Annotated in this window: 9 protein-coding genes; all 9 read left to right on the plus strand. The window is 70.7% G+C overall.

From position 1 onward, the window contains the following. Window positions 1–76: 76 nt before the first annotated feature. The 9 genes from ACFYP5_RS18005 (at window position 77) to ACFYP5_RS18045 (ending at window position 12,712) form a co-directional block, all read left to right on the plus strand. The gene (locus ACFYP5_RS18005) at window positions 77–904 is read left to right on the plus strand and encodes an ArsR/SmtB family transcription factor (RefSeq protein WP_389037060.1); all 828 of its coding nucleotides are present in this window, start codon (window positions 77–79) and stop codon (window positions 902–904) included. Between the two features lie 366 nt (window positions 905–1,270). Then, on the plus strand, window positions 1,271–2,524 hold the full coding sequence (locus ACFYP5_RS18010) for an ROK family protein (protein WP_389036598.1): 1,254 nt from the start codon (window positions 1,271–1,273) through the stop codon (window positions 2,522–2,524). Window positions 2,525–3,045: 521 nt separating this feature from the next. After that, on the plus strand, window positions 3,046–3,558 hold the full coding sequence (locus ACFYP5_RS18015) for a flavin reductase family protein (protein WP_389036601.1): 513 nt from the start codon (window positions 3,046–3,048) through the stop codon (window positions 3,556–3,558). Window positions 3,559–3,637: 79 nt separating this feature from the next. After that, window positions 3,638–4,702, plus strand: a complete 1,065-nt coding sequence (locus tag ACFYP5_RS18020) for an ABC transporter substrate-binding protein (protein ID WP_389036604.1) — start codon at window positions 3,638–3,640, stop codon at window positions 4,700–4,702. Further along, window positions 4,699–5,637, plus strand: coding sequence for an ABC transporter permease (locus tag ACFYP5_RS18025; RefSeq protein WP_389036606.1), 939 nt, complete (start codon window positions 4,699–4,701; stop codon window positions 5,635–5,637). Before ACFYP5_RS18020 ends, ACFYP5_RS18025 begins: the two co-directional genes overlap by 4 nt. After that, window positions 5,613–6,428, plus strand: a complete 816-nt coding sequence (locus ACFYP5_RS18030) for an ABC transporter ATP-binding protein (protein WP_389036609.1) — start codon at window positions 5,613–5,615, stop codon at window positions 6,426–6,428. Before ACFYP5_RS18025 ends, ACFYP5_RS18030 begins: the two co-directional genes overlap by 25 nt. After that, entirely contained in the window at window positions 6,412–7,797 is a 1,386-nt protein-coding gene (locus tag ACFYP5_RS18035) for an LLM class flavin-dependent oxidoreductase (RefSeq protein ID WP_389036611.1), read from the plus strand. The genes ACFYP5_RS18030 and ACFYP5_RS18035 overlap by 17 nt, the downstream gene beginning before the upstream one ends. Further along, complete coding sequence (locus tag ACFYP5_RS18040) at window positions 7,794–11,672, plus strand: ABC transporter ATP-binding protein (RefSeq protein ID WP_389036613.1); 3,879 nt, start codon at window positions 7,794–7,796, stop codon at window positions 11,670–11,672. Before ACFYP5_RS18035 ends, ACFYP5_RS18040 begins: the two co-directional genes overlap by 4 nt. Then, a complete protein-coding gene (locus ACFYP5_RS18045; RefSeq protein WP_389036616.1) occupies window positions 11,669–12,712 on the plus strand; it encodes an aldo/keto reductase in 1,044 nt (347 codons plus the stop codon). The genes ACFYP5_RS18040 and ACFYP5_RS18045 overlap by 4 nt, the downstream gene beginning before the upstream one ends. Window positions 12,713–12,719: the final 7 nt, after the last annotated feature.

Genomic DNA, 12,719 nt, shown 5'->3' on the forward strand with positions numbered 1-12,719 from the left:
CCAAACGGTTGCCTATAGTGACAGCGGTGACCAGGAGACCAGGAGAACTGAGAGGGCGATGGCGACCACGGCGGCGATGGACGCGATATTCAAGGCGCTGGCCGATCCGAGCCGCCGGCAGCTCCTTGACCGGCTCAACGCGCGCGGCGGGCAGACTCTGCGCGAGCTGAGCGAAGGGCTCGCCATGAGCCGGCAGGCGGTGAGCAAACATCTGGCGGTCCTGGAGTCCGCCCTGCTGGTCACTGCCGTCCGCAGGGGCCGCGAGAAGCTCCACTACCTCAACCCGGTACCGATCCAGGAAGTCGCCGACCGCTGGATCGGCCTGTACGAGCGCGGCCGCATGACCGCCCTGTCCCATCTCAAACGCACACTGGAAGGAAGTCCGGCCATGGACAAGCCCGAGTTCGTCTACGTCACGTACATCCAGACCACGGCGGAGAAGCTCTACCAGGCGCTGATCGACCCCGAGTTCATCAAGATCTACATGGGCGGATACGGCCCCGAGTCGACCTGGGAGGTCGGCGCGCCGGTCCGCTGGAAGATGGACCCCGAGGGCGAGTTCGAGGAGGTCGGCCAGCGGGTCCTGGAGGCGGAGCCCGGCAGGCGACTCTCATACACCTGGCACACCCTGCAGCCCATGCACCGCGAGATGTTCGGTCTCATGTCGGACCAGGAGTGGGCCGAGGCGGTCAAGGAGCGGTCGAAGGTCACGTTCGACATCGAGCCCGCCGAGGAGCCCGCGATGGGCATCAAACTGACCATCACGCACGATGGCTTCGACAGTCCGGACAGCAAGATGCTGGAGGGTGTCAGCGGCGGCTGGGTCATGATCCTCTCGACGCTCAAGACCCTGCTGGAGGGTGGCCGGTTCGTCTCCGACCAGGGCCGGGACGTGTCCGCGTAGGACTGCTGAACGCACAGTTCGCCACAGACGGTTGTCCATGATGCGGGCAGTGGTTTGACCGGGTTACGTCATTCCGGCTACGTTGCCCGCCATGCAGCGATCCGCACATCTGACGACTCGAGGTCATGTCGACCTCAAGCGTGTGTGCTCCGCTGCGTGTCACCAGGCCTGAGAGCACAGCGCCCGCGCGACCGGCCACAGGCGAACCCTCGGTTCAGCCCACCGGATCTTCGCAGGGTGTTCCTCTCCACGGGAGAAGCAGAGCCCGCGCACCGTGCCCCGCACGGCAGCAGCGGTCTGCCACGCGCTCTATCCCGACGAGCGCGCACCGCGTCACCCGCTGCCACCGAGGACCTGGAAGGCACTGTGAAAAGTCTGTCCGCGGCCGCCCGCCGAGCCACCCCCCTGCTCCGTTCCGAGATACCCGCCGCCGGCCCCGCCCGCCGTGTCCCGGGCACCGGCTCCGTGCTGAGCGCGATCCTCGACCACGGCCCGGTGGCCAGGTCCGCCGTCGCCCGGCTCACGGGCCTCTCGCCCGCCTCCGTGACCGGTCACGTCGGCCGGCTGCTCGCCCGCGGACTGGTCCGGGAGAGCGCGGAGACCGCCGGCCCCCGGGGGCTCGGGCGGCCGCACATCCCCATGGAGATCGACACCGGCCGCTACCTGGTGGCCGGGGCACACATCGCCGTGGCCCACTCGACCGTGTCCCTGATGGATCTGCGGGGCCGGATCGTCGCCGAGGACCGGCAGCCGCACCGCACCACGGATCCGCACCGGCTCCTCGCCGGCCTCGCCGAGCGCCTTCCCCGACTGGTGTCCGCGCGTGCCGCGGGGCGGACCGTGCTGGCGCTCGGCGTCGCCACCGGGCACCGGGTCGACCCCGTCGCCGGGATGATCGTGGAACATCCACTGCTCGGCTGGCGCGATGTGCCGGTACGGGACGTCCTCTCCGCCGCGACCGGGCTGCCGGTCCATGTGGACAGCCACTCCCGGGCGTTGGCGCGGGCCGAGCAGATGTTCGGCGAGGCATCGACCCGGTCCAGCATGGTGCTGCTGTTCGTCGGCGCGGTCGTGGACGCCGCTTTCGCCACCGAGGGCGCCCTGCACCGGGGGCCCCGCTCCGGAGCCGGCAGCATCGCCCATCTCCCGCTCGGGGCAGGCAGATCCGGTGGCGCCGAACCGTGTTCGTGCGGGCGGCTCGGCTGTCTCCAGTCCGAGGTGTCGGAGCGGGCCATGGTACGGCGCGCGGCCGAACAGGGGCTGCTGGTCGCCTCGTTCAGGGAGCTGCTGGACCAGGCCCTGGCCGGGGAGGCTCGGGCGGTGGCGCTGTTCCGGCGCCGGGCCGGGCTGGTGGGCCGGGCAGCGGCGCTGCTGCTGGACATGTTCGACCCCGCGGTACTCGTCGTGGTCGAACCCGGAGCGGGCCGCATCCCGGAGTGTCTGGCCGATCTCCGCGAGCAGGTCGCGGAACGCTCCTGGGTCTGCGACGACCCGGAGCGCGTGGTCGTGCCGAGCAGCTTCACCGGCTCCGTACTGGCCACCGCGGGCGGCGCGGTGGCGCTCGGGGCGCTGTACAGGGACCCGCTCGGCCCTTGGCCGGCGCTTCCTGCGGTGTCCTGACGGAGCGGCACAATATCCGACTTAATTCAGGAAGTTGCATTGTTGACCGCGCCCGAGCCCGAACGGGATGATGGATTCATGACCAGCCAGCAGCGGAATTCCCGGTACGCGCCCTCAGCGGCGCGCTACCGCTGCGCGGCCGCGCCGGTGCGTATCGCCGTCCGGCGTCTCTGTTGTCGCTCCTGTCCGGGTCGCCGGTAACCCTCCGCTGATTTCGCGAAACGGTTACGCGTGGCTGCACGCTGCCTAAGGGCTGTCCCGTAATCCCTGGCGGGTGCACGACGACAGCTACGGCACCTCGCCGCGTTGTCGGAACGCCCGAATACGTCCAGTACGAGGACGCCCCCCCGCCTGACGATGCACCGCATCCGACGACGCGCGCTGATCCACCAGGGATTACGCGACAGCCCTCGGATCAGGGTCGCGCTCCCCGTACCTGTGCAGAATTCTCCTGCCATTCCTCCCCCTCCTGCTATTTCCCATCTCCTTTCCCTCCGCCCTTTTCCGACTCGGGAGAGACGTTGACTGTCACTGTGCCCTCATATCCCGCGACGGCCGCGACGGGCATTGCCCCGGACCGCTTCAAGCAGGCCTTCCGCCGCTATCCGGCCGGTGTGGTCGTCATCACCGCCGACGCCGGCCACGGACCCGTCGGATTCACCGCGACGTCGCTCGCATCGCTGTCGCTCGACCCGCCCCTGGTCTCCTTCGGGATCGGGACCACCACCTCGTCCTGGCCCCACATCGAGCGTGCCGACACGGCCGTCGTCAACTTCCTCGGCGCCGAACAGCGGCCGTTGGCAACGACATTCGCCACCAGCGGCATCGACCGGTTCGCCGCACCCACCGGCTGGCGGCGGCTGCCGCAGGGCGAACCGGTGCTCGACGAGGTGGCCGGCTGGCTGCGGCTGGAGATCGAGCAGACCGTCCCGGCGGGCGACCACCGCATCGTCATCGCACGGGTCGTGGACTCGTGGGTCGACGAGGGGCGCAGCCCGCTCCTCTTCCACAACGGCACGTACCACTCCCTCTGACCGCCGGGACGGCTCGCTGCCGCTCGCGATCTCTCGGCATCTCCAGCGACTTCTCATGACCACTGATCGGGAATTCACCATGCCACGCAACGATGTACGTCACGCAGTCGGCCGCCGGTCGTTCCTCGCCCTTACGGGCGGGGCGATCCTGGGCCTCGCCGCCTGCTCTCCGCAGGCAAGGACGGTCGCCGCCGCGGAGCCCGCCGGAAAGCTTCCCTCCGGTGCTCCGCCGCCAGGCACCGAACTGTCGATCGCCGTCCGCACCACACACCTTCAACTGGGGCCCGCCGGTTTGCAGAAGGAACTCGCGTTCACCGTCTCGCAATGGCCGAACCTGAGCGCCGGGCCAGACATCATCCAGGGATTCCGGGCGCATTCCATCGACTTGGCGGCTAATGCCGGAATACCGCCGATCCAGGCCGAGGCCATCGGTGTAGGAGCGAAGATCGTCGCGGTACAGGTGCGCAACCACCCGTCCTATGTCTTCGCGACCGCCCCCGGCTCAGGCATCCGAACGGTGGAGGACTTCCGCGGCAAGAAGATCGGTTTCTCCCAGGGACAGGCGCAGGGGGTCGTCGTGCTGCGGGCCCTGAAGAAGGCCGGCCTGAAGAACAGCGATGTCGAACTGGTCGCCCTGCCCAGCACCCAGTTCCTGACTGCCCTGCAGTCCAAGCAGGTCGATGTGGCCCCGCTGGGCGAGCCGACGCTGACCAAGTACCTCAGCCAGTACGCCGAGGACGGCGCCCGCGGAGTGACCACCGATGTGGTGGACCTGCTCTCCGTCCTGTGGGCACCCGACGAGGTGCTGAACGACAGGGCGAAGGCCGCGGCCATCCGTAACTTCGTCCCGCTGTGGTCCCGCGGCCTGGTCTGGGCGTGGGAGAACACCGACGAGTGGATCGACACGTACTACGTCAAGGACCAGGGCGTGACGAGGGCGGACGGCAAGCGCATCGTCGCCTCCCTGCACGAGCCGCAGTTCCCGGTGAGCTGGGACAAGGCGATCGCGTGGGAGCAGGAGACCGCCGACCTGATGGCCGAGGGCGGCTTCGTACCGAAGCAGGACGTCTCCGGCCTGTTCGACCGCCGCTTCGAGGGGCTCGCGGCGAAGGCCGTACCGGCCAGGTATCGGGAGACGTCATGACCGAGCTGCTGTCGAAGGCGCACCTGGCACGGCCGGTGGCAGGGACCGCCGCGCCGAACGGCTCGCCGGACGCGCACCAGGCGCACGGCGCACAAGGGCCGGCCGCCGTCTCCCCCGCCGTTCCCGCGGGCCCGGTCGTCCCCGTCGCCCGCTCCACCCGAAGGCGGCTCGGCCCGGGCCGCTCGCTGCCCTTCGGCCGGCTGATCGGCCCGGTGCTCGTGGTCGCCGTGTGGTGGGGAGCCTCCGCCGTCGGCTATCTCGATCCCCGGATCCTGTCCGGACCCGGCGCCGTGGTGTCCACCGCGACGGACCTGATCCAGAGCGGCCGCCTCCAGGACAACGTGCTGATCTCGCTCCAACGGGCAGGCCTCGGCCTCTTCTTCGGGGTGGCAGCCGGGGTGATCCTGGCCGTGGCGGCCGGTCTGAGCCGCACCGGTGAGTACCTCCTCGACGGCCCGCTCCAGATCAAACGCGCCATCCCGTCGCTGGCGATGCTCCCGCTGCTCATCCTCTGGCTCGGTATCGGCGAGCAGATGAAGGTCACCGTGATCGCGCTCGGCGTCGCGGTGAACATGTACATCAATACGTACTCCTCGCTGACCGGCATCGACAGCAGGTACGTCGAACTCGCCGAGGGGCTGGACCTGAGCCGCCGGCAGTTCATCCGCAAGGTCGTCGTCCCCGGCTCGCTGCCCGGCTTCTTCGTCGGTCTGCGGCTCGGCGTCACCGCCTCCTGGCTCGGCCTGATCGTGGTCGAGCAGATCAATGCCACCAGCGGCATCGGTTACATGATGTTCCAGGCCCAGCAGTACGCCCAGTCCGACGTGATCATCGTGGGGCTGGTGGCCTACGGGATCTTCGGCTTCGCCTCGGACGCGGCGGTACGCGCCATCGAGAGGAGGGCCCTGTCATGGCGACGCACTCTGGCGGGCTGACCGGCACACACGAAGAGACCGGGACCGGAACCGCGACCGCGACACGGCCGGTGGCCGTACGGACCAGGAACCTGGTCCGCCGGTTCGGTGACCGGAAAGTACTCAGGGAACTCGATCTGACCGTGACGCCGGGGGAGTTCACCGCCCTCCTCGGCCGGAGCGGTTCCGGCAAGTCCACCCTCCTGCGGGCCGTGGCCCGGCTCGACCACACCGTCGAAGGCTCCGGCGAACTCACCGTCCCGGACCGGGTCTCGCTCTCCTTCCAGGACTCCCGGCTGCTGCCCTGGCTCCGGGTGCTCGACAACGTCGTACTCGGTCTGCGTGGCCCCAAGGTGCGTTCACGCGGACTGACCGCGCTCGCGGAGGTCGGTCTGGAGGGCCGCGGCCGGTCCTGGCCCCATGAACTGTCCGGTGGCGAACAACAACGGGCCGCCCTGGCCCGGGCGCTCGTCCGCGAACCCGAACTCCTCCTGGCCGACGAGCCGTTCGGAGCCCTTGACGCCCTCACCCGGATCAAGATGCACGGCCTGCTGCGCGAACTGTACGAGCGCCACCGCCCCGCGGTGCTGCTGGTCACCCATGACGTCGACGAGGCCGTCGAACTCGCCGACCGGGTGCTGGTCCTGGAGGACGGCCGGATCTCGGTCGACCTCACCGTCGACCTGCCGACCCCGCGCTCGCGACGCGACCCCCGGTTCCAGGAGTACCGCGACACCCTGCTCAGCGCACTCGGCGTGACCCAGCCCCAGACCCGTTCCGAAGCGAAGGAAACCCATGTCCCGCAAGCCTGACCGCAAGCCGCTCCACCTGAACGCCTTCCTGATGTCGACCGGCCATCACGAGGCGTCCTGGCGCCTGCCCGGGAGTCCGGCCGAGGCGAACTCGGACATCGAGCACTACAAGAACCTGGCCAGGATCGCCGAACGCGGCAGGCTGGACTCGCTGTTCCTCGCCGACAGCCCCGTCCTGATGGGCGACCCCGGCCGGCGGCCCGCCGCCAAGCTGGAGCCCACCGTCCTGCTGACCGCGCTGGCCGGGGCCACCGAGCACATCGGCCTCATCGCCACCGCGTCGACCAGCTACAACGAGCCGTACAACCTGGCCCGCAGGTTCGCCTCGCTGGACCACATCTCGGGCGGCCGGGCCGGCTGGAACATCGTCACCACGGCCGGCGCCGACGCTGCCCGCAACTTCGGCCTCGACGACACCCCGCTGCACCGCGACCGCTACCGCCGGGCCGCCGAGTTCGTCGAGGTGTCCACCAAACTCTGGGACAGCTGGGCCGACGACGCCGTGATCGCCGACAAGGAACGCGGTGTGCACGCCCTGGCCGAACGGGTGCGGCGGATCGAGCACACGGGTGAGTACTTCCGGGTCGACGGCCCGCTCAACGTGCAACGCCCCCCGCAGGGCTACCCACTGCTCGTGCAGGCCGGCTCCAGCGAGGACGGCAAGGACTTCGCGGCGCGGTACGCGGAAGCCGTCTTCACCGCCCAGCAGACCTTGGAGGAGGGCATCGCCTTCTACAAGGACGTGAAGCAGCGCGCGGAGGCCATCGGCCGCAACCCGGACGGCATCAAGATCCTGCCCGGCATCGTGCCCGTCATCGGTGACACGGAGGCCCAAGCACGTTCCCTGGACGCGGAGTTGGAGGAACTGATCGTCCCCGAGTACGCCAAGCGGCAGCTCGCCCAGCGACTGAGGATCGCCCCTGACGACCTCGACCTCGACGCGCAGCTGCCCGAGGACATCCCCACCGAGGACGAGATCGAGGGCGCGAAGAGCCGCTACACGCTCATCGTGGAGCTCGCCAGACGCGAGAAGCTGACCGTACGCCAGTTGATCGGGCGGCTCGGTGGCGGGCGCGGTCACCGCACCTTCGCCGGAGCGGCCGAGCAGGTCGCCGACACCATCGAGCACTGGTACGACAGCGGGGCGGCCGACGGCTTCAACATCATGCCCGCGGTGCTCCCGTCGGGCCTGGAGGTCTTCGTGGACCGGGTGGTGCCGATCCTCCAGGAACGCGGACTGTTCCGCACCGAGTACACCGCCCGCACGCTGCGCGGCCACTACGGTCTGCCGCGCCCCGCCAACCGGCTGTTCGAGACCGTCGACCGCGGCCAGGGCCACTTCGGCATCGGTCTGGCGGAGGTCCGGTGACGGACTGTACGAACCCGGAAACCGGTACGCCCCGGCAGCCGTCGCCCGGCTGGGCACGGCGGCTGCTGGGCTACTGTCTGCGCCGGCGCACCGACCTGCTCCTCGCCTTCGGTGCCGCCGTGGTCGCGGCCGTCGCCACCGCCACGCTGCCACTCGTCCTGCGGCACGTGGTGGACGGGGTGGCGGCCGGCACCACCGCATCGCTCGCCCCGTGGACGGTCCTCCTCGCCGCCATCGGCGCCCTCCGCTTCGGGGCGAGCTTCACCCGCCGCTACCGCTCCGGCCGGCTGTCCCTCGGTGTCCAGTACGACCTCCGTAACGACGCGTTCGCCGCGCTGCTGCGGCTCGGCGGAGCCCAGCAGGACGACCTGCGGACCGGGCAGGTGGTGAGCCGGTCCATCTCGGACATCACGCTCGTCCAGACGCTGCTGCAGTTCCTGCCCAACCTCACGGGCAACGCCCTGATGTTCCTCTTCTCGCTGGTCTTCATGGCGTTGCTGTCGCCGCTGCTGACCGTCGTAGCCCTGGTCGTCGGACCGTTGCTCTGGCTGATCGCCCTGCGCTCGCGCCGCGACCTCTTCCCCGCCAACTGGCACGCCCAGCAGGAGGCCGCCGAGGTCGCCTCCACCGTCGAGGCGACCGTCACCGGCGTCCGCGTGGTGAAGGGCTTCGGCCAGGAACAGCGCGAACTCGCAGGGCTGGAACAGCGCGCCCGCAAACTGTTCGCCTCGCGGCTGCGGGTGGTCGGCTTCACCAGCCGCTACAACCCCGCCCTTCAGGCGGTTCCGGCCCTCGGCCAGGTCGCCGTCCTCGCCCTCGGCGGCTGGATGGCCCTGCACGGCCGGATCTCTCTGGGCACCTTTCTCGCCTTCACCACCTACCTCGGCTCCTTCGTCACCCCGGTCCGCCAGGTGGCGACCCTCCTCACCGTCTGGCAGCAGGCACGGGCCGGTACCGAACGGGTCCTGGAGGTCGTCGACGAGGAATCGGTGGTCACCGACGCACCGGACGCCCGGGAACTGCCCGACGAACCGCCGGCCCTCTCCTGGCAGGACGTCACCTTCGGATACGGGGACGGCGCACCGCTGCTCCGCGGCTTCACCCTGGACATCCGCCCGGGCGAGACGCTGGCCCTGATCGGCCCGGCAGGCTCCGGGAAGTCCACCGCGGCGGCCCTGCTGCCCCGGTTCTACGACGTTCCGTCAGGTGCCGTACGGGTGGGCGGCAGTGACGTACGCGAACTCGCCCTGGCGTCGCTGCGCTCCCGGATCGGCTTCGTCTTCGAGGAGAGCCTGCTGCTCTCCGACACCGTGCGCGCCAATATTGCGTACGGCGTCCCGGACGCCACGGACGAGCAGGTGCGGGCGGCGGCCCGGATCGCCCGGGCCGACGAGTTCATCGAACGGCTGCCGCAGGGGTACGACACCGTCGTCGGGGAACAGGGACTCACCCTCTCCGGGGGACAGCGCCAGCGGATGGCTCTCGCCCGCGCTCTCATCGGCGACCCGGCGGTCCTCGTCCTCGACGACGCCACGTCGGCCATCGACGCCCGGGTGGAGTCACAGATCCACCGCCGGCTGCGCGAGGACACCCGGCGCCGCACCACGCTGATCGTCGCGCACCGCAGATCGACCCTGGAACTCGCCGACCGGATCGCCGTCCTCGACGACGGCCGGATCGTCGACACCGGCACCCTGGACGAACTCCGGTCCAGGTCGCCCCTGTTCCGGAACCTGCTCTCCACGGCGGAAGCGACGACAGAGGCCGCGGCCGAGACCACGGAAGGCGCGACGGCCGTGGACGGCGCCGAGCCCGCGGCCGACGTGCCGGAACCGGCCGCCGCCGTCCTCACCCCGCACCTCTGGCACCGCCCCGACGACTCCCCGTCGGACCAGCTCGAAGGCACCGCCGTCCGCGCCGCCCGGGCCCTCGCCGAGGCGGCGGCCACCTCCGGGCCGGGGCGTGGCGGTCCCGGCGGCGGGGTCCTCGGCTCCGCCCCGCCCAGCGCAGAAGTCATGGCCGGGCTCGCCCGGGTCCCCCTGCCCGCCGCCGATCCGCAGGTACCCACCGGGCAGGCCGTCGCCGCCGACCCGGCCTTCCACCTCGGCACGCTGCTCCGCCCGTTCCGCCTGCCGCTGCTGCTCGGCCTGATCCTGGTCGCCCTGGACGCCCTCGCCCAGATCACCGTGCCCGTTCTGGTGAGACAAGGCGTCGACCACGGCGTCGCCCACCGCGCCGGGGGCGTCCTGCTGGCCGCCGCCGCTGCCGCGGCCCTTGTGGTCGCAGCGAACTGGCTGATCGGCGTGGCCCAGGTCCGTACCACCGGACGCACCGGCGAACGACTCCTCTACACCCTGCGTGTGAAAACCTTCGCGCAGCTGCAGCGGCTCGGCCTCGACTACTACGAGCGCGAGCTGGGCGGCCGGATCATGACCCGGATGACGACAGACGTGGACGCCCTGTCGAACTTCCTGCAGACCGGTCTGATCACCGCAGTGGTGAGCCTGCTGACCGTCCTCGGCGTCCTGGTCACGCTGCTGGTGATCGACGCGGAGCTCGCCCTGGTGCTGCTGGCCGCACTGCCGCTGCTGATCGCCGCGACCGCCCTCTTCCGCCACTACTCGGTGCCCGCCTACCGGGAGGCCAGGGAACGGATCAGCGCGGTCAACGCCTGCCTCCAGGAGAACGTCACCGCCATCCGCGTCACCCAGGCGTTCCGCCGCGAGCGCCGCAACGCCCGTGACTTCGCCGAACTGGCCTGGGCCTTCCGGGAGTCCAGGCTGCGCGCCCAGCGCTACATGGGCACGTTCTTCCCGTTCGTCGAGTTCCTCGGCACCCTGTCCACGGCAGCCGTACTGGCCGTCGGCGCGGGACAGGTCCGCTCGGGGGCACTGAGCGCGGGCACCCTCATCGCCTTCCTCCTCTACGTCGAGCTGTTCTTCTCACCGATCCAGCAGCTCTCCCAGGTGTTCGACGGCTATCAGCAGGCCGTCGTCGGCCTCGGCCGGCTCCGGACACTGATGCGGACGCCCACCGGCACCCCGCCCGCCGACCACGCACGCCCGGTCGGCGAACTGCGTGGGGAGATCGAACTCGACTCGGTCTCCTTCGGATACGCGGGCGGCGGCGGCCGACAGGTCCTGCACGGTGTCTGTCTGCGTATCGCACCGGGCGAGACCGTCGCCCTGGTCGGGGCGACAGGAGCGGGCAAGTCGACCGTCGTCAAACTCCTCGCCCGGTTCTACGACCCGTCGGCCGGCACGGTCCGCGTCGACGGGCACGATCTGCGCGAGCTCGACCTGCCCGGCTTCCGCCGCAGACTGGGCGTGGTGCCGCAGGAGGCGCATCTGTTCAGCGGTACGGTCCGGGACGCGATCGCGTACGGGCGCCCGGACGCCACCGACAGCGAGGTGGAGGCGGCGGCCCGCGTGGTCGGGGCCCACGACATGGTGGCCGGGCTGCGGCTGGGCTACCTCCAGCCGGTGGGGGAGCGCGGCCGCAGCCTCTCCGCCGGCCAGCGCCAGCTGCTGGCCCTGGCCCGGGCCGAACTCGTCGACCCGGACATCCTGTTGCTCGACGAGGCGACCGCCTCGCTGGACCTGGCCACCGAACGCCGGGTCGCCGCCGCGACACACGTGCTGGCCCGCCGGCGTACCACCGTCGTCGTCGCCCACCGGCTGACGACGGCGGCCCGCGCGGACCGGGTGGTGGTCCTCGACGCGGGAACCGTCGTCGAGACCGGCACCCACGCCGAACTGCTCGCAGCCGGCGGTCCGTACCGCCGCCTCTGGGACGCCTTCCGTCAGAGCGGCGACCCGGCCCCGGCCGACGGCCATCCGCAGATCAATGAACTCGTCAAGGAGAGTGCACGATGACCGGGTACCGCAACTTCGGACGCACGGGAGTGAAGGTCAGCCCGCTCTGCCTGGGCACCATGATGTTCGGCGCCCGCGGCAACGCGGACCACGACGACAGCATCCGGATCATCCACCACGCCCTGGACTCCGGCATCAATTTCGTCGACACCGCCGACGTGTACTCCGCCGGTGAGTCGGAGACCATCGTCGGCAAGGCGCTCGCCGGTGGCCGCCGCGACAACGTCGTGCTCGCCACCAAGTTCCACGGCAGCCTCGGCAGCGACCCCAACGAGCAGGGGAACTCACGCCGTTGGATCATCCGCGAGGTCGAGAACAGCCTGCGCCGGCTGGGCACCGACTGGATCGACCTCTACCAGGTGCACCGCCCCGAACCGGACACCGACTTCGACGAGACGCTCGGCGCCCTCTCCGACCTGGTGCACCAGGGCAAGATCCGCTACATCGGTACGTCCACCTTCGAACCGTCCGCGATCGTCGAGGGCCAGTGGATCGCGGAGCGCCGCGGCCGCGAACGCGTCGTGGCCGAGCAGCCCCCGTACTCGCTGCTCGCCCGCGGCATCGAACGCGAGGTGCTGCCCGTCGCCCGGCGGCACGGACTCGCGGTGCTCTCCTGGAGCCCGCTCGCCGGCGGCTGGCTGACCGGTCGCTACCGCAAGGGGGCGGGCCAGCCCGTCTCCAGCCGCGCCGAACGGCAGGCGGAGCGCTTCGACATCGCGTCCCCGGAGAACAGCGTCAAGCTCGACGCCGCCGAAGCACTCGCCCGGCTGGCCGAGGACGCCGGGCTGACACTCGTACAGCTGGCCCTGGCGTTCGTCCTGGAACACCCGGCGGTCACCTCCGCCATCATCGGCCCGCGGACCTTCGAACAGCTGGCGGGTCAGCTCGGCGCGGACCGGGTGCGGCTGAGCGGGGACATCCTCGACCAGATCGACAAGATCGTGCCGCCCGGTAACAACCTGTCGGCCCGCGACGCCGGATACCAACCGGTCGCGCTGACCGACCCCGCGCTGCGCCGCCGGTCGGCCGGGCCCGCGTAGCGCCCGC

Origin of the sequence: Streptomyces sp. NPDC005262, from assembly GCF_042872425.1 — a bacterium.
Classification (GTDB): Bacteria; Actinomycetota; Actinomycetes; order Streptomycetales; family Streptomycetaceae; genus Streptomyces.